The sequence below is a fragment of the Gemella sp. 27098_8_149 genome (assembly GCF_041433745.1).
GTDB lineage: Bacteria > Bacillota > Bacilli > Staphylococcales > Gemellaceae > Gemella.
On record NZ_JAPWCB010000001.1, the window covers coordinates 135,348 to 159,312 of the forward strand.

The 23,965-nt window shown below is 32.0% G+C and carries 21 protein-coding genes and 2 tRNA genes; all 23 read right to left on the reverse strand.

The window, feature by feature from the left end:
* Window positions 1-31 precede the first annotated feature (31 nt).
* On the reverse strand, window positions 32-391 hold the full coding sequence (gene rbfA, locus O3801_RS00685) for a 30S ribosome-binding factor RbfA (RefSeq protein WP_003144962.1): 360 nt from the start codon (window positions 389-391) through the stop codon (window positions 32-34).
* Window positions 392-403: 12 nt separating this feature from the next.
* Window positions 404-2,458: a translation initiation factor IF-2 gene (infB, locus tag O3801_RS00690; RefSeq protein ID WP_371453554.1), complete on the reverse strand. Its 2,055-nt coding sequence runs from the start codon at window positions 2,456-2,458 to the stop codon at window positions 404-406.
* On the reverse strand, window positions 2,458-2,769 hold the full coding sequence (locus tag O3801_RS00695; protein ID WP_371453556.1) for a L7Ae/L30e/S12e/Gadd45 family ribosomal protein: 312 nt from the start codon (window positions 2,767-2,769) through the stop codon (window positions 2,458-2,460). Before O3801_RS00695 ends, infB begins: the two co-directional genes overlap by 1 nt.
* Window positions 2,769-3,056, reverse strand: coding sequence for an RNase P modulator RnpM (rnpM, locus tag O3801_RS00700; RefSeq protein WP_003145486.1), 288 nt, complete (start codon window positions 3,054-3,056; stop codon window positions 2,769-2,771). The genes O3801_RS00695 and rnpM overlap by 1 nt, the downstream gene beginning before the upstream one ends.
* Before the next feature lie 13 nt (window positions 3,057-3,069).
* Entirely contained in the window at window positions 3,070-4,101 is a 1,032-nt protein-coding gene (gene nusA / locus O3801_RS00705; protein WP_371453558.1) for a transcription termination factor NusA, read from the reverse strand.
* 20 nt (window positions 4,102-4,121) lie between these two features.
* Window positions 4,122-4,586 (reverse strand): ribosome maturation factor RimP, encoded by a 465-nt coding sequence (gene rimP / locus O3801_RS00710; RefSeq protein WP_003145277.1) that lies wholly within the window; start codon window positions 4,584-4,586, stop codon window positions 4,122-4,124.
* Between the two features lie 134 nt (window positions 4,587-4,720).
* Window positions 4,721-5,104 (reverse strand): lactoylglutathione lyase, encoded by a 384-nt coding sequence (gene gloA, locus O3801_RS00715; RefSeq protein ID WP_294683412.1) that lies wholly within the window; start codon window positions 5,102-5,104, stop codon window positions 4,721-4,723.
* 21 nt (window positions 5,105-5,125) lie between these two features.
* Window positions 5,126-5,983 (reverse strand): DegV family protein, encoded by an 858-nt coding sequence (locus O3801_RS00720; RefSeq protein ID WP_294683411.1) that lies wholly within the window; start codon window positions 5,981-5,983, stop codon window positions 5,126-5,128.
* Window positions 5,984-6,020: 37 nt separating this feature from the next.
* A complete protein-coding gene (nusG, locus tag O3801_RS00725; RefSeq protein WP_003144927.1) occupies window positions 6,021-6,566 on the reverse strand; it encodes a transcription termination/antitermination protein NusG in 546 nt (181 codons plus the stop codon).
* A gap of 11 nt (window positions 6,567-6,577) precedes the next feature.
* Window positions 6,578-6,751 carry a preprotein translocase subunit SecE gene (gene secE, locus O3801_RS00730; RefSeq protein ID WP_003145602.1) on the reverse strand — a complete coding sequence of 58 codons (174 nt, stop codon included), beginning with the start codon at window positions 6,749-6,751 and terminating at the stop codon, window positions 6,578-6,580.
* 181 nt (window positions 6,752-6,932) lie between these two features.
* On the reverse strand, window positions 6,933-7,784 hold the full coding sequence (locus tag O3801_RS00735) for a bifunctional 5,10-methylenetetrahydrofolate dehydrogenase/5,10-methenyltetrahydrofolate cyclohydrolase (RefSeq protein WP_294683410.1): 852 nt from the start codon (window positions 7,782-7,784) through the stop codon (window positions 6,933-6,935).
* Entirely contained in the window at window positions 7,768-8,391 is a 624-nt protein-coding gene (gene plsY, locus O3801_RS00740; protein WP_060914772.1) for a glycerol-3-phosphate 1-O-acyltransferase PlsY, read from the reverse strand. The genes O3801_RS00735 and plsY overlap by 17 nt, the downstream gene beginning before the upstream one ends.
* Window positions 8,392-8,398: 7 nt before the next feature.
* On the reverse strand, window positions 8,399-10,792 hold the full coding sequence (gene pheT, locus O3801_RS00745; RefSeq protein ID WP_294683409.1) for a phenylalanine--tRNA ligase subunit beta: 2,394 nt from the start codon (window positions 10,790-10,792) through the stop codon (window positions 8,399-8,401).
* 12 nt (window positions 10,793-10,804) lie between these two features.
* Window positions 10,805-11,827: a phenylalanine--tRNA ligase subunit alpha gene (pheS, locus tag O3801_RS00750; RefSeq protein WP_294683408.1), complete on the reverse strand. Its 1,023-nt coding sequence runs from the start codon at window positions 11,825-11,827 to the stop codon at window positions 10,805-10,807.
* A 481-nt stretch (window positions 11,828-12,308) separates the two neighbouring features.
* Entirely contained in the window at window positions 12,309-14,021 is a 1,713-nt protein-coding gene (ptsP, locus tag O3801_RS00755; protein ID WP_371453562.1) for a phosphoenolpyruvate--protein phosphotransferase, read from the reverse strand.
* Window position 14,022: 1 nt separating this feature from the next.
* A complete protein-coding gene (locus tag O3801_RS00760; protein ID WP_003145399.1) occupies window positions 14,023-14,286 on the reverse strand; it encodes a phosphocarrier protein HPr in 264 nt (87 codons plus the stop codon).
* Between the two features lie 335 nt (window positions 14,287-14,621).
* Window positions 14,622-15,386, reverse strand: coding sequence for an epoxyqueuosine reductase QueH (locus O3801_RS00765; RefSeq protein WP_294683406.1), 765 nt, complete (start codon window positions 15,384-15,386; stop codon window positions 14,622-14,624).
* 188 nt (window positions 15,387-15,574) lie between these two features.
* Window positions 15,575-16,576, reverse strand: coding sequence for a Holliday junction branch migration DNA helicase RuvB (gene ruvB, locus O3801_RS00770; RefSeq protein WP_371453564.1), 1,002 nt, complete (start codon window positions 16,574-16,576; stop codon window positions 15,575-15,577).
* Between the two features lie 15 nt (window positions 16,577-16,591).
* A complete protein-coding gene (gene ruvA, locus O3801_RS00775; RefSeq protein WP_371453566.1) occupies window positions 16,592-17,176 on the reverse strand; it encodes a Holliday junction branch migration protein RuvA in 585 nt (194 codons plus the stop codon).
* A 135-nt stretch (window positions 17,177-17,311) separates the two neighbouring features.
* Window positions 17,312-18,199 (reverse strand): phosphate/phosphite/phosphonate ABC transporter substrate-binding protein, encoded by an 888-nt coding sequence (locus O3801_RS00780; protein ID WP_371453568.1) that lies wholly within the window; start codon window positions 18,197-18,199, stop codon window positions 17,312-17,314.
* Between the two features lie 241 nt (window positions 18,200-18,440).
* Window positions 18,441-18,514: transfer RNA gene (locus O3801_RS00785), tRNA-Cys, on the reverse strand.
* A gap of 19 nt (window positions 18,515-18,533) precedes the next feature.
* Window positions 18,534-18,609, reverse strand: a tRNA-His gene (locus O3801_RS00790).
* A gap of 125 nt (window positions 18,610-18,734) precedes the next feature.
* Complete coding sequence (locus O3801_RS00795; protein WP_371453570.1) at window positions 18,735-23,921, reverse strand: S8 family serine peptidase; 5,187 nt, start codon at window positions 23,919-23,921, stop codon at window positions 18,735-18,737.
* Window positions 23,922-23,965 lie beyond the last annotated feature (44 nt).

Sequence of the window (23,965 nt, forward strand, 5' to 3'; positions counted from 1 at the left end):
TCACCGTAATTAAGTCGCTCTTTTATTCTAATTATTCTTCGTTATTTTCCTTTTTACTAACACTAGCTATTAAACTTTCAATGTGTAAGGCATATTCAGCTGTAGTGTCATATTGGAAAATAAGTTCCGGAAATTTTCTAATTTTAATTTTCTTAGCAACTTCACTTTTTACGAAACCTTTAATTTTCTTAAATGCTTCTTTTGTTTTTTCTTTTTCACGTTCTCCACCTAAAACAGTGTAGAAAACTTTTGCTTGAGAATAATCTCCTGTCAAAGCAACTTCTGTTACAGTAACAAATCCTAAATCATGATTCTTAACTTTTGTAGCTAATACATATGTAATTTCTTTTTTAATTTGTTCTGCAAGTCTGTTAACTCTAAGTTCTGACATAAAGTTTGCCTCCTATTTTTTTACTTCTTCCATGATGTATACTTCGAAGACATCTCCTTCTTTAATATCATTGAAGTTTTCAACAGTCATACCACATTCATAACCGCTTTGTACTTCTTTAACATCATCTTTAAATCTTCTTAATGTGTCAATTTCACCTTCGTAAATTACTACACTATCACGAATTACACGTACTTTACCGTCACGTGATACTTTACCTTCAGTTACATAAGCACCAGCAATTGTACCAATTTTAGATACTTTATACACTTGACGTACTTCTGCAAGACCTATAACTTTTTCTACGAATTCTGGATCTAATAATCCTGTCATCGCAGCTTCGATTTCTTCAATAACTTTATAAATAATGCTGTGTAGACGAATATCTACTTGCTCAGTTTGAGCCATTTGTTTAGCATTGTTATCAGGACGTACGTTAAATCCGATTACTACAGCGTTAGATGCTACTGCTAATGTAATATCAGATTCGTTAATCGCACCAACACCAGTGTGGATAATACGTACGTTAACACCTTCAACATCGATTTTAGCTAATGACATAGCTAAAGCTTCAACAGAACCTTGAACGTCTGCTTTAATAATAATGTTAAGGTCTTTCATCTCACCTTGTTTCATTTGCTCGAATAATGTATCTAATGAAACAGCTGAATTTGCTTGGCGAGTAGTTTCAATATATTGTTGTTGACGTTTTTCACCAATTTGACGAGCTGTTTTCTCATCACCGAATACTACGAAACGATCTCCTGCGTTTGGAACATCTTGTAAACCTGTAATTTCAACTGGTGTAGATGGTTTAGCAGTTTGAATATTTTTACTACGATCGTTAATCATAGCACGAACACGACCAAATGTATTACCTACTACAAGTGGATCTCCAACATTTAAGCTACCATTTTGTACTAATAATGTAGCTACAGCTCCACGTCCTTTATCAAGTTTAGCTTCGATAACTGTACCTAAAGCAAGACGATTTGGATTAGCTTTTAATTCTTGCATTTCAGTTACTAATAAGATATTTTCTAATAGCTCATCAATACCTTCACCTTTAAGTGCTGAGATTGGTACGAAGATTGTATCTCCACCCCATTCTTCTGAGATTAGTCCGTATTCTACTAACTCATTCATAACTCTATCTGGGTTAGCTTGTGGTTTATCCATTTTGTTAACCGCAACGATAATTGGTACTTCAGCTGCTTTTGCGTGGTTAATAGCTTCGATTGTTTGAGGCATTACACCATCATCAGCTGCAACTACTAAGATAGTTACGTCTGTAATTTTCGCTCCACGTGCACGCATTGTAGTAAACGCTGCGTGTCCTGGTGTATCTAAGAATGTAATCTTTTTATCTTTCGCACGTACTTGATAAGCACCAATATGTTGTGTAATCCCACCTGCTTCTCCAGCAGTTACTCTTGAATTTCTAATTGTATCTAGTAATGTAGTTTTACCATGGTCAACGTGTCCCATGATAGTTACGATTGGTGCACGTTCTTTAAGATCTTTTTCAGCATCTTCAACTTCGAAGTAAAGATCTAAGTCTTCTTTATTAATTTCAACTTCTTCTTGGATTTCTTTACCGTAATCCATAGCGATTAACTCGATTTGCTCTAAAGTAAGAGACTGGTTAATATTCGCCATAATTTTAAGTTCCATAAATAATTTTTTAATAAGTTCAGTCGAACCTACACTTAGAACTTCTGATAACTCACCAACAGTCATTCCATCTTTAACCAAAATAGTATCTTCTGAAATTGTTTCTTCTGATGGAGCTTCAATAATTGCTGGTTGTTGTTTTTGAGCTTTTTTATTTTTCTCTTTTTTAATTTTTTTCTTTTTATTTTTCTTACCTTCATTATTTGAAGATTGATCATTTTGTGCCGCTTTCTCTTGTTTTTTGAAAACACTATCTAGCTTAGCTAACCCCTCTTCTGTTAACATTGACATGTGATTAGATACTTCAATATTAGCATCTTTTAAAACTGTAATAAGGTCTTTTGATTGTTTTCCTACTTCTTTAGCGTACTCATAAATTCTGACTTTTTTCATTACTGTTTTCCTCCTTCTTCTAATAATTGTTTGAATTTTTTTATAAATCCATCATCAGTTATTCCTACAGCAACACGATTATCTCTTCCAATCGCGATACTAATATTTTCAATCGTAGAAAATTCGATACATTTTACATTGTAGAAATTAGCCTTGTCTGTTAATTTCTTTTTCGTATTAACACCGCAATCTTCTGCAATAACTAACAATTTGATTTTATTATTTTTTAAATTTTTTGTGATTAAATCTTCACCTGTAATAAGTTTACCTGCTCTTTGCATTAAACCTAATAAATTATATGCTTTTATCATTATTTTTGTGGAATTGACTTTCTATAGATTAATCTAATTACCTCATTATAGATAGGTTCCATAACTTCTGGTGATGCAGAGAAAAACTTCTCTAATTGTTTCTTTTCCTGTGCAGCTTTAATAACTTCTAAATCAGCTACTACATATGCTCCACGTCCTGCTTTTTTACCAGTAGGATCCACAGAAATTTCTCCTTCTTTGTTCTTAACGATTCTTAATAAATCTTTTTTAGCGAACATTTCGTTTGTTAATATACATTTTCTTGTTGGTATTTTTCTTTTTTTCACAAACAACACCCCACTATTCTGCAGCTTTTATGTCGATTTTCCAACCTGTTAATTTAGCAGCTAGACGAACGTTTTGTCCTTTTTTACCAATTGCTAGAGAAAGTTGGTCATCTTTAACTTTAACATTTGCAATTTTTTCTTCTTCATCAATATTGATCTCTTCTACTTTAGCTGGAGCTAATGCATTTGTAATAAATTTAACTGGATCAGCATCCCAAGTAATGATATCAATTTTTTCACCGTTTAATTCTTCAACGATACGGTTAACACGTTCACCTTTGTTACCTACACAAGCTCCTACAGGATCAATATTTTTATCTTCAGCGTACACAGCTAATTTAGTTCTTTCACCTGCTTCACGTGATACGCTCTTAATTTCTACAGTACCACTGTAAATTTCCGGCACTTCAATTTCAAATAATCTTCTGATAAATTCAGGATGTGATCTTGAAGCTAATACGTGTGGTTTACTTCCACGAGTTGGGTTATCAACTTTAGCGATATAGACTTTAATTGGAGTTTGGGGCACGTATGTTTCACCTTTAACTCTTTCATTTTCACCTAAAATCGCTTCAATTTTTCCTAATTTAACATAAACATATCTAGAATCAATTCTATCTATTGCACCTGAAAGAATTTCACCTTCGTGCTCGATATATTCTTTATAAAGGATTTCTTTTTCAGCTTCACGAAGTCTTTGTAATAAAGCTTGTTTAGCTGCTTGTGCTCCAACGCGTCCGAAGTCACTTGGTAAATCAACTACTTCATAAATATCTCCAACTTCATATGCTGGATTAATTTTTAAAGCATCTTCAAGAGCAAATTCAATTCTATCGTCGTAAACTTCTTCAACAACATCTTTTCTAATGATAAATTTGTAATCACCAGTTGTTCTATTAAAATCTACTCTTACGTTTTTTGCAGCGTTAAAGTTCTTTTTATATGCTGATAGTAAAGCTAATTCAATAGCTTCTACTAGAATATCTTCTGCAATCCCTTTTTCTTGTTCAATTAATTTTATAGCTTTAAGCAAATCCTTGCTCATCTTTCTTTCTCCTTTAATAATTAAAATTTAACAGCTAATCTAATTTTAGCGATTTTACTATAGTTAATTGTTGATTTTTTAACTCTCGCTTTATCTTTGTATTCTACAGTAATTTCTTCACCTTCAACAGCTAAGATATCACCATAAAATTCTTTTTGATTATCAATTTTTTCATATGTTTTAATATAAACATGTTTACCAACAGAATTAGTAACTTCTTCTAGGTCTCTTAAGTCTCTTTCGATTCCTGGAGAAGATACCTCTAAATAGTATTTATCACTAATGAAATCTTCTTTATCAAGTTCTTCTGCTAGTTTTTCACTTAATAATACACAATCATCAAGTGTAAGACCACCATCTTTATCGAAGTAAATACGTAAGAAATACTCAGTTCCTTCTTTTACGTATTCTACATCATAAAGAGAAAATTCCGTATTTTCTGCTTGTTTTGTTGCTATTGCTTTAACTTTTTCTACAATACTCATACAGTCCACCTCTTTCTTAAGTTTTAATTGCAATATAAAAGAGCGGAGAACCTTTCAAAATTCACCACCCTTTCGGTAATTTATTTCAATGTATGTACATTATATCATATGATTATAAATAAATCAAATGATAACTACATTTTAGTACGAATTACCTCAATTTTGTATCCATCTGGATCTTTTATGAAGTAATATCCCGGCGGGAAACCTGGTAAACCTTTAAGTTCTGTTACATCATATCCTGCCGCTTTGTGTTTTTCATATAGACCTTCTAAATCTTCTACAGAAATAGCTATGTGGCCATATCCATCTCCAAGTTCATATGCACCGTGATCGTAGTTATAAGTTAATTCTAACTCATAGTTTGAACCTGGTAAAGTTAAGTATACTAATGTAAACTTGTACTCAGGAAAATCTCTTTTACGACTTACTACGAAGTCGAATGCTTCAGTATAAAATTTAACTGATTCTTTTAAATCTGCTACTCGGTAGCAAGTGTGTGCCATTGTTTGTACCATATTTTCCACCTCTTAATTTTTTTATAATATTGTCCACCCAAATCCAACTGCGCCTATTCCTAAGTGTGTAGAAATTACTGGACTAATACCATCAATTTCAACAGTTACATTTGAATAATTTTCTTCAATATATTTTTTTATTTCTTCAGCTTTATCCAATGCATCAACATGAAGTACACAAATTGTAATATGTTCATCTTCGTGCTGTTTATAAAACTCATCGAATAATTCATAAATTCTAGCTACAACTTTTTTATATGTTCGTATCTTTTGGAATGGAACTATAACTTTGTTATCAAAATGTAATAGCGGCTTAACTTGAAGTAAGCTTCCTACTACAGCCTGTGCTCCACTTAAACGTCCACTACGTTGTAGATGCGATAAATCATCAGCCATGAAATATGCATGTGATACTTTTTTCATCTCATTTAATGCTGAGATTATTTCTTTAGAATTTTTTCCTTCTTTAATTAACTTAGCTGCCTTAATCGCATAATATCCTTCAGGTCTACAAGAGACTTCAGAATCGAACGGATGAACATTCAACCCTTCTACCATAAGACCAGCTACAGAGTAAGACGTGAATGTACCACTAATTCCACTTGAAAGTGCAATAGCAATGACATCGGTATACCCTTCTTCTTTTAATTTTTCTAAGCAAGATACAACCTCACCTATAGCAGGTTGAGAAGTTGTAGGGAAGGAATTGTTAGGATTTTTTAGGTATTCATGATATTTATCAAGTGGCATATCGATAACTTCTTTATATGAATTATTATCAATAATTAGATTTAAATAAACAGTACGAATATCTAATTCTTTCTTTAAATCTTCTGATAAATATGCAGTTGAATCCATAATTATTGCAATCTTTTCCACATTCTATCCGACTATCATAAAGATAGCTTTTCCTTTCTTAGAATTTTTCGATATTATAAAGTTCAAGCTCCACTTTAGTTTCTCTACCCATAAGCTCGATCATAACATCAGCTTTGTAGTTATGTAAGTCTAAGTTTACAACTTTTCCTTCCATATCAACGAATGGACCAGAGATAACACGAACATAATCTCCAACTTCAATATCAATATCTACAACATTTGATAGACCCATTTGTTGTAAAATAAAGTTAATTTCTTCTGGTAATAATGGACTTGGTTTAGAACCACCACCGTGTGATCCTACAAATCCAGTTACACCAGGCGTATTTCTAACTACAAACCATGAATCATCTGTCATTACTAACTCAACAAGTACATATCCAGGGAATGTTTTTCTATTAACTTCTTTTTTCTTTCCTGTTGGAGTTAAGATTGTCTCTTTTTCTTCTGGAACAACGATTCTGAAAATTTTGTCTTCCATACCAAGAGACTCAACTCTTTTTTCAATATTATCTTTTACTTTGTTTTCATATCCAGAATACGTATGTATTACATACCACTCTTTACTTACTGTATCGCTCATAATAACCTCTCTTATCTACTGAAGTGTCTAATTCCAGCAGTTATTCCTAAATCTACCACGTAGCTAAATAACATTAATATTCCAACTACAACAATAACAATTAGTGTTTTTCTAACAAGTTCACTAAAAGTTGGCCAACTTACTTTACGCATTTCTGTGGCTACATTTTTCAAGAATCTAATCATTTATTAACAATCCTCCACATAAATTTCTTTACTCTCTACATTTTATAAATTATAACATAGTATAATTTATAAGTCTATATCTTTAAATATATTGCATTCTTGTACAATATATTATTGTATCATTAAATCAAAAACATTTCAATTAAATAAAGGCTCAAATAATATCTAGATTTTCTTGAAATTATTTTTCTAATAAATCATAAGTAGCAGTTAATGTATTTCTCATTAACATTGTGATTGTTAAAGGCCCTACTCCTCCAGGTACAGGAGAAATATAAGCAACTTTCTCTATAAACTCATCTAGATTTACATCTCCAACTAACTTACCATCTTTGTAGTTATTACCTACATCAATAATCGTACAAGTTGGTTTTACTTTTTCTTTTCCACTTAAGAAATGTGCAACTCCTACACAGCTTACAATAATATCAGCTTGCTCTATTAGCGTTTCTAAATCTTTAGTTCTAGAATGAGCAGTAATTACAGTTGCATTATTTTGAAGTAATAAAGTCGAAATAGGTTTACCTACAATATTACTTCTTCCAATTACTAGAGCAAGTTTCCCTGAGATTTCCTCACCAGTTGATTTTATCATTTCTAAAATCCCTAAAGGTGTACAAGGAATAAGTTTAGCTTCTCCAATCACTAACTTTCCAACATTTATAGGATGGAATCCATCTACATCTTTTGATGGAGTTACAGCATTCAGAACTTTTTCTGCATCTATGTGTTTTGGCAATGGTAATTGTACTAAAATTCCGTGAACCTTATCATCACTATTTAATTTTTCGATTTCATTTAATAAATCATCAGTAGAGATTTCTTCTGGTAACTCAATTTTTATAGAATTTATATTATTTTCTATACACGCTTTATGTTTAGAATTAACATAACTTCTTGATGCTTTATTATCTCCTACTAAAACAACTGCAAGTGTAGGCTCAACACCTTTTTCTCTTAAAGCAGCTGCTTCTTTTTTAATTTCTTCTCTTAACTCTTTCGCAAGTTGTGTTCCACTAATGATTTTCGTCATTCTTTTTTCCCTTTCCAATTTTTAATTTCGATTGATTTTCTGTCCCACTTATTAATCTCTGTATATTCTTTTTGTGCATATAAATAACAAAAATACACATCACTATCATAATCCACTTATCAAATCCAGTTTCAAACAGGCTAAGGTACCCAATGGCAGTTAAACTAATAAGTATGCTACCTAATGAAACATATCCTGTTAAAAATAGTGTTGAAAAGAATATAGCTAAAAGTAACAAGCTTAACATAGGATATAAGAAGATAAATACTCCTGAACCCGTAGCTACGGCTTTTCCACCTTTGAAGTTTGCAAAGATAGGAAAAACATGTCCTATCATTGCAAATGCTCCAAATATTGATAAAAAGTCTACTCTTCCTAGCATCAATGTTGGAAGAAATGTAGCGATTATCCCTTTAGATACATCACATATAAATACTGTAACTCCTGCCTTTTTTCCAAGACATCTAAAAGTATTTGTTGTACCTAAATTTCCACTTCCAAGTGTTCTAATATCAGTATTGTAAAATACTTTCCCTACTATTAATGCAAAAGGTATCGAACCAATTACATATGCTAAAACGCAAAATAATATTATCTGTGTAATCATAGACTACCTACCTAATAATAGCTCCGTACTCTGTAAGTGCAGAAAGTACTTTATCATGTACCGCTGTTACTTCTTCATCTGTTAAAGTTTTTTGTTTATCACTATATGTAATAGTTAAAGCTAGTGATTTCTTACCAACTAATAACTCAGCACCAACATATAAGTCGAATAATTCCACTTTAGTAATTAATTTACTATTTACTGATTCAATTACATTATAGATATTTTGATATTCATCTTTAACATCAACTAACATAGCGATATCTCTTGTAATTTCAGGATATTTAGTTACCTCTTCATACTTAGGTTTAACTTTACTTTCTGAAATAACTTCATCTAAATTAATTTCAAATACATATGTAGTATTTAATCCAAGCTTATCTGCAACTTGTGGGTGAACTTCTCCAATAAATCCAATACGTTTTCCACCTAAATATACCTCAGCGAAACGTCCTGGGTGCATACCTTCAAGTTTAGATTTTTTATATATAACTTTTTCATCTAAGCCTAAACGATCGAAAACAACTTCTAAGTACCCTTTAGCCGCGAAGAAGTCTAATGAGCTACTTTCTTTAAGCCATTTAGTTACTCTTTCTTCTCCAGTTAGCGCAGCACTTAAGTATAATGTTTCTTTAGGTTGGATATTATCATTTCCACTACCAAAGAATACACGTCCAATTTCAAGAAGTTTTAGATCTTTTTGTTTTCTAGCTACGTTGTATTGAACAGTGTTTAATAATCCTGGAACTAAACTTTGACGTAATGTCGAGTGAGTTTCAGTCATAGGCATTAATAATCTAACTTTGTGGTGATCTTCTAAAGTATACTGCGTAGCTTCTTCTTCTGATACTAATGAATAGTTAATAGTATCATTAAATCCTAAGCTAGCATATACTGCGCGCAGATCACGTACCATTCTTTGTGAATAAGTTAAACCACCTTTAGTAGTTTTAGAGAATTTTGGTAATGTTGAAGCTAGATTATCATATCCATAAATTCTAATAACTTCTTCAACTAAGTCTTGTTTAATTGAGATATCAGGTCTTCTAGTAGGTACTTTAACTACTAAGTTTTCTCCTGTTACTTCTACAGTAAAACTTAATCCTTCTAAAATAGCTGCAATCTCTTCAGTAGATAATGTAATTCCAAGGTAGTTGTTAATATATGAAGTAGTAATTTCTACAACTTTCTCTTCTTCTTTATTAACTACTCCAACTGAACTTTCAACTACGGCATTTGGACATAATTCTAAAATTAATTCTACTGCACGAGCAAGGGCTGCTTTTTGCATATTAGGATCAATACCTTTTTCAAATCTTGCAGAAGAATCACTTCTTAACCCATGAGCAGCTGAAGTACGACGAACTGATGTCGGATTAAAATATGCAGATTCTAAAATAATATTTTTAGTTTCTTCACTTACCTCTGTGTTTTTACCACCCATTACTCCTCCAAGAGCAATAGCGCGCGTTCCATCAGTAATTACTAAATCAGTTGTTTGTAATTTTCTCTCTTCTCCATCAAGAGTTTCTAGAACTTCACCTTCTTTAGCATCACGAACTACGATTTTATCTCCAACTAGATCTTTATCGAATGCATGCATTGGTTGACCAAATTCTAATAGTACGAAGTTTGTAATATCTACAATGTTGTTAATAGGACGAATTCCAGAGTTCATAAGTCTTGTTTGTAACCATAGTGGCGAAGATTTCACTTCAACATTTTTCACTACTTGACCTACATAGTTTCTACAAGAATCACTTTCAATAGCAACTTGTAACGAAGTAGCTTCGTAATTTTCTTCTTTTTCTACATCATTAAAGTCAACTTTGTTATTGTATAAAGCACCTAATTCATAAGTAAGACCACGCATACTTAATGCATCCGCTCTGTTAGGTGTAATTGATAAATCTAAGATGTAATCATTTAAACCAAGTACTTCAACAACATCAGAGCCTAACTCTTGTTCAGTTTCAAATACGTATATACCTTCTTGATAATTTTTAGGCACTACACTCTTACTTAATCCTAATTCAGCTAATGAACAAATCATACCTTGTGATTCTACACCACGAAGTTTAGCTTTTTTAATTTTAATTCCTGGTAATTTAGCTCCAACTTTAGCAACAATTACATATTGTCCAGCATCAACATTTGGTGCACCACAAACAATTTGCAGGTTTTCTTCTTCACCAACGTTTACTTGACATACATTTAATTTTTCAGCATCAGGGTGTTTTTCTTTAGATACAACATATCCAACTACGACGTTAGATATTTCATCTGCTAAATATTCAACACCTTCGACTTCAATACCACCACGTGTGATTTTTTCAGCTAATGCATTTGCATTAGCTTCAACATTCGTATATTGTTTTAACCAATTATAACTTACTAACATTACTACCTCCTATTAATCGTTTCTATCACTATTAAATTGTTGTAAGAATCTTACGTCATTTGTGTAGAAACTTCTAATATCGCTAATACCATATTTTAACATTGCAACACGTTCTGGTCCCATACCAAACGCAAACCCAGAGTATACCTCTGGATCAAAACCAGCCATTTTAAGAACGTTAGGGTGAACCATACCAGCTCCTAAAATTTCAAGCCATTTAATGTTTTCTTCATCATCTTCATTACCCCAAGATACATCAACCTCTACTGAAGGCTCAGTAAATGGGAAGAAACTTGGACGTAGACGGATTTTTTTATTTTCTCCGAATACAGCTTTAATAAAGTGCTCTAAAGTACCTTTTAAATCACTAAATGTGATATTTTTATCTACAACTAATCCTTCAATTTGAGTAAATTGGTGAGAGTGAGTAGCATCATCATTATCACGACGGAATACTTTACCAGGACAAATAATCTTGATAGGCCCTTCTCCATTAGCTTTTAACATTTCACGAGCTTGAACAGGAGAAGTTTGTGTTCTCATTAATAATTCATTCGTAATATAGAATGAGTCTTGCATATCACGAGCAGGGTGATCTTTAGGTAAGTTTAACATTTCAAAGTTAAATTTATCAGTTTCTACCTCAGGTCCTTCAGCAACTGAATATCCCATAGAGATAAAGATTTCTTCAATCTCTTCAATAATTTTATTTAATGGATTAATTCCACCTAATTCAACTTTTTTACTAGGCAGAGTAACATCAATATCCTCACTAGCTAATTTTAACTCTAATGCTGCTTTAGCTAATTCAGCTTTTTTCTCTTCTAAACTATCATTAATGAAAGTTTTAACCTCATTAACAAGTTTCCCGAATGTAGGTCTTTCTTCTGGTGATAAATCACGTGCACCTTTCATAACTTCTGTTAGTGCACCTTTTTTTCCTAAAAATTTAACTCTTAGGTCATAAAGTTTTTTTTCATCTTTAATTGTTTTAACTAATTCTAAATATTCTTTTCTTATATTCTCTAAAGTCATAAGTTCCTCCTTAAAAATTTAATATAAAGACATTGCTATAAGTTCTATTATTTATCCAAAATAAAAAGCCCCTCAAGACTTAGTCTCAAGGGACGAATATATCGTGGTACCACCCGTATTTTAAAGCATCTTCGCTTCCTTAACATAGTTGATAACGGGTACCACCCGATTGTACTCATAGTCTACTTATACAATTACTCATAAGCTGAAAATATATTCTCAGTTCATACAACTCTTTCAGTCACGGAGTTGCTCCCTGTTAAAAACATCCAATATACCGTCTTAATCATCGTTTTTTGAAAAATTTATACTTAAAATAATAATACAAATGCTCCCGAATGTCAACAGATAAGGCTATTTGAATAATAAATTTCTTCCTGTTTTTGTATTTTCATCTCTACAAAATTATAATAATATTTATTGCAAAAACTTACTTATCATAAATAAAGACTTCCGATTTTCATCGAAAGTCTTATAATAATTATTTAGTATATTCTGCAACTAATGCTAATACTTCTTCAGTTGTTGAACACATAATAGCTTTATCAACTAATTCTTTCATCTTATCTAATGATAAGTTTTTGATTTGGCTACGTGCTTGAAGAATTGAAGTAGCTGACATAGAGAACTCATCTAATCCCATACCTAATAGTAATGGAATAGCTAAGCTATCTCCAGCCATTTCTCCACACATTCCAGTCCATTTACCTTCTTTGTGAGAAGCTTCAATTACACTTTTCACAAGACGTAAGATTGCTGGGTTGTATGGTTGGTATAAGTATGATACTTTTTCACTCATACGGTCTGCAGCCATAGTGTATTGAACTAAGTCGTTAGTACCAATTGAGAAGAAATCTACTTCTTTAGCAAAGATATCAGCGATAACAGCAGTTGATGGAATTTCAACCATGATACCTAATTCGATATCGTTACTTACTGCAACACCTTCTGCTACTAGTTTTTCTTTTTCTTCTAAGAATAGTGCTTTAGCATCTCTGAATTCTTGAACTGTAGCGATCATTGGGAACATTACACAAAGTTTACCGTAAACAGATGCACGTAATAATGCTCTAAGTTGAGTTCTGAATAAGTCTTTTTCTTCTAGACAAAGACGAATTGCTCTAAATCCTAGGAATGGATTCATTTCTTTTGGTAAATCTAAGTATGGTAATTCTTTATCTCCACCAATGTCTAAAGTACGAACTACAACAGGTCTGTCACCCATTCCTTCTAATACAGCTTTGTAAGCTTCGAATTGTTCTTCTTCAGTTGGTAGCTGATCACGTCCCATGTATAAGAATTCTGTACGATATAACCCTACAGCTTCTCCACCGTTATTATTAACACCTTCTAAGTCAGCTGGTGTACCGATGTTTGCAGCTAAAAGTACTTCATGACCATCTTTAGTAACAGATTTTTCTGAAACTAATTTAGCCCATTCAGCTTTTTGCTCTTCAAATTTAACGTGTTTTTCTTTTAATTCAGCTGTAGTAGCTTCATCTGGATTTACATATACAACACCATCTAATCCATCAAGAATAAGAACATCTCCATTCTTAACTTCTTCAGTAATTGTACTAGTTCCTACTACTGCAGGAATTTCTAATGATCTTGCCATGATAGCAGAGTGAGAAGTACGTCCTCCAATGTTTGTAGCAAAACCTTTAACATATTGTTTGTTAAGTTGCGCAGTATCAGATGGAGTTAAGTCTTCTGCAATAACGATAACTTCTTCATCGATTAAGCTTGGGTTTGGTAAGTCTACACCTAGTAAGTGAGCTAAAATACGTTTAGAAACGTCACGAATATCAGCAGCACGTTCTTTCATGTAGTCATTGTCCATTGATTCAAACATTGAAACAAACATATCTGAAGTTTCTTTTAATGCATATTCAGCGTTAATTTCTTTTGATTGAATATCAGTTTTAACAGTTCCCATAAATTCTGGGTCTTCTAAAATTAATAAGTGAGCTTCGAAAATAGCTGCTTTATCTGCACCTAAGTTTTCATGAGCTTTATCTTTAATAATTGTTAATTCTTTTTTAGAAATTTCAATCGCATCTTCAAAACGTTTAACCTCAGCAACAACATCTTGAACTTTAACTTCTTTAACTGTTAAGTTTGGCTCAACAAAAATGTATGCTTTAGCAAAAGATATCCCTTGAGAGGCTGCAATACCTTTTAGTTGTAACATTTTATGCTAATCCTTCTTTCTTCATTGTTTCTTCTAATGCTGCTAATGCTTCTGCTTCGTCAGCTCCGTCAGCGTAAATTACGATATCAGCGTCTTTTCCAACTCCAAGACTCATAACACCCATAATTGATTTTAAGTTAACTTTACGTCCGTTGAATTCTAATTCAATGTTTGATTGGAATTTAGATGCAGCTTGTACTAATAAAGTAGCTGGTCTAGCGTGGATTCCTGTTTCATCGATAACTTTAAATTCTTTTTGTAACATAGTCATGTCTCCTTTTATTTAAAAAAATATTTACATTCAAATAATAACACATGAAAGCAATATTTACAAGTATTTTATACTTATCCTATACTAAGATTAATGCTTATTCTATAACAAAGAAAACAGTTTCTTATATATATAGTAAGCATTTACTACTCTTCTATTGAAAATAACGTGAAAACATTTTTTTCAGTGTTAACTAGCTTTTCAACCTAAAAATCATAAAAAAAGTATCTGCCACAAGGGAAGTAACGATACTTTTTTATATTATTTATATTAATTAAATTTAAAATTATTATGTTTTTATTTCTATACTGTAAACCTATTTATGAAAATTAAACTAATTCTCCACCTAGCTTAATTATAGATTTAAATTTCTCATAATCTTCATGATTTCTATTAAAGTCTCGAGCATTTTTGTTTACTTCTTTAAAATCAATACCTTGATCTTTAGCAGCAAATACACATCCACAGTAACATTGTCTATAAATATTATAGTCATTACACATTTCTACAGATCTTTTATAACCATTATTCTTTTTAAAATCTGACGGTAGGTAATATATAGAAACTTGTTCCTGAAGAACATATCCTGCTTCGTTTATTACAGTAGCATTTTTCTTAGGACTTAAAGTCAAAGCAGAGGCGAAATAATCGTAACCAAGCTCCTCAGCTTTTTGTGCAGAAGAGTCCAAACGCATTTCATAACAAATATGACATCTATCTCCACCTTCTCTATCTTCTTCGTGACCTTTTACAGCACTAATAAATTTACTTGGTGCATACTCATCAGCTAAAAATTTTATCTTTTTGTCATTTCTTTTATTGAATTCTTCGACAAAATCTTTTTGAACTAACATACGTTTAATATATTCTTCTTTTGGATGTATGTTAGAGTTCGAGAAAAATATTGTAATATCACTAATCTCAGATAAATATTCTAATACATATGTACTACAAGGAGCACAGCAAGAGTGAATAAGAATTTTCGGACGGAAATTAGTCTTCTCCCATTCTTTTATTAGTTCTTTTAATACATTATCATAATTAATTTTTTGATTTTTATGTCTAGTATTTATAAATTGTTTACTATCAATCATACAAATTTAATCCTTCTAAAATTTCTAATATTTTACTACACAAGTTTAATATACTTTAATTTATTTTACAATTAATATCATTTCTAATTAAAAGATATTATCAATAACTCCTTTAAACAATTATAAAAATAGGTTCCGAAAAATGAAATTTTAACATTTCAAACTTATCGAAACCCATTGTTTATTAATTATTCAACTTTATACGCTATCCCTAAATGTTGATATGCTTTAGGTGTTGCGCGACGTCCTCTCGGAGTACGTTCTATAAATCCTTCTTTTACAAGATATGGTTCATAAACATCTTCTATAGTGATACTTTCTTCACCAATAGTCACAGCAATTGTTTCAAGACCAACAGCACGACCATCATAACGTTTAATCAAACATTCAAGTATTTTATAGTCGATATTATCAAGACCTTTTGCATCTACTTGCAGTAAATCTAATGACTCAACAGCTAAATTCTTAGCTATAACACCATCATTTTTCACTTGAGCAAAGTCTCTTACACGTTTAAGAAGTCTATTCGCTATACGAGGTGTTCCACGAGATCTCATCGCTATCTCATATGAACTCTCCTCATCTATATCACATTCAAATATATCAGATGTTCTTTCTATAATATTTTGTAGTTCAGAAATAGTATAGAATTCTAGACGACAATGCACACCGAATCTATCTCGAAGTGGTGCAGTCAAAGCTCCAGCTCTTGTAGTTGCCCCCACCAATGTAAATGGTGGTAGTTCAATTCTAATACTGCGTGATTCTTCACCTTTTCCAATTACAATATCAAGATAAAAATCTTCCATCGCAGAATACAGTATCTCTTCGATAGACCTACTTATTCTGTGAATCTCATCGATAAATAGAACATCACCTGGTTCAAGACTAGTTAATATAGCAGCTAAATCTCCAGATTTCTCTATTGCAGGCCCTGAAGTATATTTAATCCCCACTTCCATCTCATTAGCGATAATTGTCGCTAGTGTAGTCTTCCCTAATCCAGGAGGTCCGTATAGTAGGCAGTGATCCAGAACTTCACCACGAAGTTTTGCGGCTTCTATAAATATTTTTAAATTGCTTTTTATCTGTTCTTGACCTATATATTGGCTAAGAAACTTCGGTCTTAAAGACTGTTCCTCACGCTCTTCACCAAAATTTTGGCTTGCAGATACCATTCTATCTTCCATAATTTCCTCCTTTCATCAATTAGCATTCATTAATAATTTTAATCCTTGTTTTACATATTCATCAACACCAGCGAAGTCAAATGCCGATAATTTTTTCTCGATTTTTGTAAGTTCTTTTTTACTATATCCTAGAGCTTCCAATGCTAACATTGCATCACTTAGATAATTATTAACTACTGTTGGCGCACTACTAATATTAGTCATACTAAAATCAACTTTATCTTGTAAATCAAGGATAATTTGTTGAGCAGATTTTTTCCCAATTCCTGGAAACTTCATTAAATATTTTACATCTTGATTTTCAATAGCTCCAATAATTTCTTCACTAGTTCCCCCAGCTAATATAGCTAAAGCACTCTTTGGTCCTACACCTTTTACCTTTAATAATAGTAAAAATACTTTTTTCTGATCTTTATTAGAAAATCCATAAAGTATATTAGAATCTTCTCTTACCTGTTGACTTATAAAAACTATTTTTTCTTCATTTAATTGATATTCATATGGATTAGCAACAACTACTTCATAGCCAATTCCATTGTTATCTACAACGATATTCGTCGGATTTATCTCCGAAATTTTTCCTTTAATATATGCGTACATTACATTCACACTCCTGATTGATTATTTAATTATAAAATTAAACGTAAAAAATCTCAAGTGTTTTATTTATTCAAAATAATTACTTTCATAAAAGGTATAAAAAAACTTGGCACATTATGTACCAAGTTCATATTTCTATTTTACTTTATCTAAATCAACATTCATAACTTTTGCAGTTGCTTCTACTTTTTTATATGCATCTTGATCCACATCAGTAAATCCAGTGATACTGAACATTTTTGTGAATAATTCTTTCATTTTTGGATCATTTTCAACATCGCGAAGAGCTTTTTCTAATTTCTCTTGTAACTCTTTATCCATTTTACTAGAAGTTGTAACCATAATACCAGGAATCATATCACTAGTTGCTAATTTTTGAATATCAGTTTTTGCTTGAGGGAAATCTTTAGCATATCTATCTTCCACTCCATCAAATGTCGCAATTACATCAACATCTTTGTTAAGAAGTAGTTGTAAGCTCTTATCATGTCCACCACTAAATTGATAACTAATATCTTTATCTAAGTTAAGACCTGCTTCAACTAACATAGCACCTGGATAAATATATCCTGATGAAGATGAAGGATCTACGAATGCTACTTTTTTACCTTTAACATCTTGAAGTGATTTAATACCAGAATCTTTTCTTACATATAATTCAGCAGTGTATCCAGGTTTTCCTGTTTTACCTTTAGATGTTAGTATAGGTTTTGCACTACTTTGCTTCTGAGCTAGTAGTGATGAAAATGGAGGAATGATACCAAAGTCAACACTTCCACTACCTAAACCTTCAACTACACCAATATAGTTACTAGCTGTGAAAGCTTCTACTTTTACTCCTAATCTTTCAGAAAGATAATCAGAAATTGGTTTAAGATCTTCAACAAGTTTCTCACTATTTTTCAGAGGAACAAATCCCATTTTAATAACTTTTTCTTCTTTTTTCGTTTCAGTCTTTGCAGTACATCCAACTATAGAGAAGACAAAAATAAAACTAAATAACGCCAATAATATTTTCTTCATATTATTTCCTCCTCGATATTTTAAAAATAAATTTGATATAATTTTAACACAAAAAAAACAATATATCTAGCTTTTAAAGTGAAATAATAACATTTTTCAATAAGAATTTTACATATTATCAAAATAATGTTCGGTAATTACTAATAAATTTTCGAATATTTTCATAATACGAGAAGAAAAACTCAATATAAACCGTAATTTAGGCATAAAAAAAACACCTTATAAAAAGATGAGTAAAAATTGGAGGCGGCTACCGGATTTGAACCGGTGATCAAGGTTTTGCAGACCCGTGCCTTACCACTTGGCTAAGCCGCCTAAAGATATTAAATTTTAATGGGGCGGCTGAGGGGAATCGAACCCCCGAATGTCGGAACCACAATCCGATGCGTTAACCACTTCGCCACAGCCGCCATATCAAGAACAATATTTATTATACATTTTTCATCAAATTATGTCAAGAACTTTTTTAATAATTTTAAAATAAAGAAATAATTCCCTTTAACGCAATCGTTAAAGAGAATTATTTAGTAATTTATTATTTAGTATTTTTTCTTCTTCTTAGTACATATACTAAACAAATTAATGCAAATCCTACAAAAGTTGTAGGTAAAGCTAATGTTCCTGTTTTAGCTAATAGAGAATTTGATTTACCAACAGTTCCAAGATTTACTTGAGAATCGTTCGCCACCATTCCTTGATCTTTAGCTACATCTGCTAAACGAACACTTGTTTTATCTTTATCCTTATCTTTCTTAAATACCTCGCTAAGTAATGATGATATTTTAGATTTTTCTTTACTTACTTTTTCTGATGCTTTTTTAAGAGTTTCTAATGCATTGTTTACTTCATCTTGTTTTGCATTTGCATTAGATAATACTAAATTAGCTACTTTAAGAGCTTCTTTATATTCATTCTTAGCTGTTTCATCTGCATCTTTGAAGCTGTCTTGTGATACAAGGTCACCATTTTTCTCTACCTCAGCCGCAAGCTCTTTTTTATCTACACTTGGAACTTCTGCTTTTGGTTGTTCCACTTTGCCAGTATATTCTTTAGGAGCTTCTGCTTTCGCAGGATCAACAACTGCACCAGCTTGTACACCTGTGAATTCTTTTGGTTCTTCTGCTTTCGCAGGATCAACTACTGCACCTGCTTGCACCCCTGTGTATTCTTTAGGACCTTCCACTTTCTCTGGATCTACCACTGCTCCTGCTTGTACTCCTGTGTACTCTTTTGGTGCTTCTGTTTTTTCTGGTTCTACAATCGCTCCTGCTTGTACTCCAGTATATTCTTTTGGAGCTTCTACTTTTTCTGGCTCACCTTTTGCTTCTTGCGGTTTAACACCAGTAAGTTTAGAGATAGCTGCATTTAACTCTTCAACAGCTTTATTTACTTCTTCTTGTGTTGCATGTTCATCTTCTAATAGTTGTTTAGCTTTATTAATTGCTTTGTTGTACGCCTCTTTAGCATCTAATGAAGCATATTCATACTTATCACTATCTGTTGTAGCTTTAAAATTATCAGAAGCTAGTTTCAATTGACTCTTATCTACTTTAACCTCTTCTTTAGGCGCATTTTTCTCTACAAGAGCCACAAAATTACTAAATCCATCTACTGTAAAGACGAACTTACCATCTACTACTTCACCATTAACCGGTTCAATTGTTCCATCTTTTTTCTCATGACCAAATTTTGCTGGCATTTTATCTAATGATAAAGTAACTTTTCTAGTTCCATCAACTTCTACAACTTTATTATTTCTATCTTCTAAATGGATATCATAAAATACTACATCATATTTAGTTAAATCAATCTTACTATCAGTTAACTGTTTAAGTATTTTTTCCTTGCTAGCTTTTTCTACATCACTAACTACAAGTTTATAATCATTATAAAGTTTAGCTTCACCAAACTCAACTGTTGCTGGTGTAGTTGCACCTTCAGCAGTTGTTACGCTAGCTACTTTTTGAGCAACACTTAATTGTAATTCTTTTGTATTACGACCGTTTCCTACAACAAGTTCAAAATTATTTTCAGAAGATCTATATCCCTCAGGTAACACTACTTCAACAGTATATTTACCATTGTTTAATCGTTTTTGGAATTCTTTCTCACTATATAAACTTCTAGACAATTCTGTTTTTTCACCTTGCTCATTTGTAACAAATACTTTTGCTCCAGCAGGTATAACTTTATCAAACTTAATTATTGTCGTATTTCTCTTTTGTTCTTCGAATGTGAATTCTACTGTTTTAGTTGAATCATCTTTAGTAATTTCAAAAGCAACTTCTTTAGGACTAGTTAATTTAAGAGCTTCATCAGTTAAAACTACTTGTACAGTATATTTACCATATGGCAGTGCTGTTAGGTTCTTACCATTCTTCGTGAAGTCTTCTCCAACTAACTCACCTTTTTCATTTTTTATAGCATATCTTACGTTAGTAGAATAATCACCTGTTCCATCTTTAGCTGTAGTTTTGACTTCTACAGTACCTTTTTCAGTGTTTTGAACTTTTGAAATTCCAACACTATCTTTGTTCCCTGCAAAGTCAGCCACTTCATAAGTAAATTTATCTAGAGATACTTTTTCTGGAAGAGTGAATGTACCATCAATATTTGGTTCAACCACAACTTCTTGCTCTACAGTTTTACCGTCTTTACCTTTTTTAGTCACTTTATAGCTTAATTTCTTATAAAGCACTCCACTTCCGTTTTCTTTTACAGCATAAGGTTTAAATGTTCTAGTTTTTTCATCATAAACTCCACCTGTACCAACAATTTGTGGTGCAACTCTATCTAATGTAACGTTAAACGCTGTTTCTTGCATTTTCGCACCTGTTGCAACAGGACTATAGCTAACTACATACTGATATTCACCGTCTGGTAATGGATTTCCATCCTTATCTTGACCTTTCCAGTTTGTTTCAGTAACTAACACAGCTTTTTTATTCGTAGCTTTGTTATGGAAGAAGTTCTTTTTACCAGAAACATTACCATTTTCATATAATGGATTTTTACGTTCAACATCATCTTTAGCATAAACTGATAATTTAAGGTTTTCATAGTTTCTTAAGAAAGTTGCTTTAAATCCAATTTCATCGTGCTGTCTATCACCATTTGGAGAAAATGCTAATTTACCAAAATAATTAGACTTACTCTTAGGATCAGTATACTCTCCTAAAACTTTAATATGTTTATCTTCACCATTTACATCAACAGTAACTAATGAAGTAAAGTTATTTTTATCATCACGCTCTGTTGTATTAGGTTTATAGTAATAGAATGGTTTCTCATTTCCTTTAAATTCATATATTGGTTTTTCAACTACAGGAAGATTTTGGAACTCACCTTTAAAACCAACATATGGAATTCCAGCAACTGCTGTATTCGTATCTTTAGGATCAAAGAATCTTACAAATCCTTCAAGATAATAACCATTTGGCATTTGCCCTTCTAATTCATTTCTAAATTGTGTAGCATCTACAGTAATCGTAACAGATTTTTCTCCTTTAGCAGGAACAACTACTGTTTCTCCTCCATTACTTTCTGATAATTGTCTTGGTTTTAGTGTAATTTGTCCATTTTCTACACCATCAGTATTTAAATAAGACTTGTAGACAAGTTCTTTAGGTTGATCTGATAAGTTATGTAGTACTACATTAAACTTAAATGTATCTTGTACATTACCAAGAGAAATGCTTCCATAATCATTGTCTCCAGTTACATATAAATCACCAAAAGCTGCTTTAGATACATCAATAACTCCTGCTCCTTGTTGTCTAGGTGACGTAAATGCTTTTGTTTCATTATTATAATTTGGAATCGCAGTACTCATTAGTAGATGTTTTATTAATTTCTGTAATTCTTCACCTTGTAGGTCTGGATATCTTTCTTGGAATACTTGTCTTATTAAAGATACAGCACCAGCTACGTGAGGTGAAGCCATACTTGTTCCACTATCTAGTCCGTATGTTCCGTTATTAAATGATGAATAAACATCACCACCAGGTGCCGTTACATCTGGCTTGAACAGTCCATCTCCAGTTACACCCCAACTTGTAAAATCAGCAAGTTGATTGGCTTGTGGGTGAGGTCTCTTACTAAAATGTCCAGTGAATTTTAATTTGTAATAATCCGGATAAGTCGCTAATAAATTACCGAATTTATATCCAACGAACACTACAGGGAAGTCACTATCGTAATTGTTTAATGCAACGTTAAGTAACTCTTCTCCACCTTCTTTAGTATTGTATAAAACAGCACCAGCAGCTCCTGCTTTTTTAGCAGCTGCTACTTTATCCGCAAAGGTATTTCCACCTCCACGCATCATCACTGCAACTTTACCTTTTACATCTTGATTTTTAAAATCATTTTCTAAACCATATCCAGCATTAAAGTATGAGTATTCAGTTTTCGGATTAAATCTTTTAGCAAATGGTCTTATTGTAGCTTCACCATTATCCCATTCTTCATTTCCTTCTAATCCTACAACAGTCATTACCTCAGTATTCATAACACTATTATTTATAGCTGCTACAGCTATTGAGTCAGGTGTTACAGATGGTGTTCCGATTAATCCATAATCTGGGTTTGATGCACTTGGTTTGCTCTGACCATTTCCAAATACATTATCATTACCAGCTGCAACTACAACATTGACTCCCGCTTTTTTAGCAAGTGCAATTGCATCGATAGTACCTTGTCCAACTTCTGTTACCGCTCCTGCAGTAGCACCTAGACTCATATTAATAGAATCAGCTCCTAATTTAACAGCATCTTCTATAGCTTTAACATATAAAAACGTACTTGTTTTTGCTCCACCTTGTTTATCTGAGAAAACTCTCATAAAGATTAATTGTGATTCTGGAGCAACACCTGCTACATACTCATTATTCGGTGCTTTTTTCGTTGGATTACCTACTGAAGTACCAACAACGTGCATACCGTGAGATTTATCTTTTTTCTCTTTTAAGTTATTATCCCAATCGTAGTAGTTAAATGCATAAATCAGTTTATCACTATACCATTTACCATAGTCAATTCCAGCTTTTTCTCTTACGGCTTCTAGTTCTGCTTTATTTTTATATTTAGCTTTACTAGCATCAGTTAAATGTAGAATATCATGATTAGGATCTAAACCTGAGTCAATAACCGCTACGACTCTTCCTTGACCTTTATAACCTTTATCCCAAAGACCTTGAACACCTATTATTCTATTACTATCAATAACTGTGTTTTTTAATGCAGTATCATCTTCATCATTTTTAGTCGTAGTTTCAGGAACTTCATAGTCAACACTCACTTCAACACTATTTACAAAATCCATAGCTTGAATTTTTTTAGCATCTGCATAAGAAGTTTCTAGAGAAAATCCATTTAAAAGCGTATCATATTCAAATAATACTTTATAATCAACACCTTTATTTTTAATTTCTTTTAATGCTCTTTCACGAGGTTCTTTAGTACTTTTCTCACGTTCTTTTCTACCTTCTTCAGTTTTCAAAGAATTAGGATCTACTTTGTCCTCTTTTAAAGAAACAATAATTTTAACTTTGTCCTCATCTTTAAAAGTATGTGCAGAAGCATTAGATACGGCTTCAGCCTTTCCATTCTCTTCAGCATATACCCAATTTTTTTGTAAATTATTAAAATCCATTACATGTAGATTCGTAAGTAGTAATGTAGCTGTTACGAACGATACAGCAGCTTTTTTTCTAAATTGCATTATTCCTCTCCTTTTTTAAGTTTATTTTAATTACATTTCTCTAT

What these genes read in the sequence shown, in the direction of transcription:
- infB (WP_371453554.1), bottom strand. Translation starts at nt 2,458, where the DNA reads ATGAAAAAAGTCAGAATTTATGAGTACGCTAAAGAAGTAGGAAAACAA.
- O3801_RS00765 (WP_294683406.1), bottom strand. Translation starts at nt 15,386, where the DNA reads ATGATTGATAGTAAACAATTTATAAATACTAGACATAAAAATCAAAAA.
- O3801_RS00780 (WP_371453568.1), bottom strand. Translation starts at nt 18,199, where the DNA reads ATGAAGAAAATATTATTGGCGTTATTTAGTTTTATTTTTGTCTTCTCT.
- O3801_RS00795 (WP_371453570.1), bottom strand. Translation starts at nt 23,921, where the DNA reads ATGCAATTTAGAAAAAAAGCTGCTGTATCGTTCGTAACAGCTACATTA.
- pheT (WP_294683409.1), bottom strand. Translation starts at nt 10,792, where the DNA reads ATGTTAGTAAGTTATAATTGGTTAAAACAATATACGAATGTTGAAGCT.
- gloA (WP_294683412.1), bottom strand. Translation starts at nt 5,104, where the DNA reads ATGGTACAAACAATGGCACACACTTGCTACCGAGTAGCAGATTTAAAA.
- pheS (WP_294683408.1), bottom strand. Translation starts at nt 11,827, where the DNA reads ATGACTTTAGAGAATATAAGAAAAGAATATTTAGAATTAGTTAAAACA.
- rbfA (WP_003144962.1), bottom strand. Translation starts at nt 391, where the DNA reads ATGTCAGAACTTAGAGTTAACAGACTTGCAGAACAAATTAAAAAAGAA.
- ptsP (WP_371453562.1), bottom strand. Translation starts at nt 14,021, where the DNA reads ATGTTACAACTAAAAGGTATTGCAGCCTCTCAAGGGATATCTTTTGCT.
- nusA (WP_371453558.1), bottom strand. Translation starts at nt 4,101, where the DNA reads ATGAGCAAGGATTTGCTTAAAGCTATAAAATTAATTGAACAAGAAAAA.
- ruvB (WP_371453564.1), bottom strand. Translation starts at nt 16,576, where the DNA reads ATGGAAGATAGAATGGTATCTGCAAGCCAAAATTTTGGTGAAGAGCGT.
- secE (WP_003145602.1), bottom strand. Translation starts at nt 6,751, where the DNA reads ATGATTAGATTCTTGAAAAATGTAGCCACAGAAATGCGTAAAGTAAGT.
- O3801_RS00695 (WP_371453556.1), bottom strand. Translation starts at nt 2,769, where the DNA reads ATGATAAAAGCATATAATTTATTAGGTTTAATGCAAAGAGCAGGTAAA.
- plsY (WP_060914772.1), bottom strand. Translation starts at nt 8,391, where the DNA reads ATGATTACACAGATAATATTATTTTGCGTTTTAGCATATGTAATTGGT.
- O3801_RS00760 (WP_003145399.1), bottom strand. Translation starts at nt 14,286, where the DNA reads ATGTTACAAAAAGAATTTAAAGTTATCGATGAAACAGGAATCCACGCT.
- nusG (WP_003144927.1), bottom strand. Translation starts at nt 6,566, where the DNA reads ATGAGCGATACAGTAAGTAAAGAGTGGTATGTAATACATACGTATTCT.
- ruvA (WP_371453566.1), bottom strand. Translation starts at nt 17,176, where the DNA reads ATGTACGCATATATTAAAGGAAAAATTTCGGAGATAAATCCGACGAAT.
- rimP (WP_003145277.1), bottom strand. Translation starts at nt 4,586, where the DNA reads ATGAGTATTGTAGAAAAAGTTAAAGCAATAGCAACAAAACAAGCAGAA.
- O3801_RS00735 (WP_294683410.1), bottom strand. Translation starts at nt 7,784, where the DNA reads ATGACGAAAATCATTAGTGGAACACAACTTGCGAAAGAGTTAAGAGAA.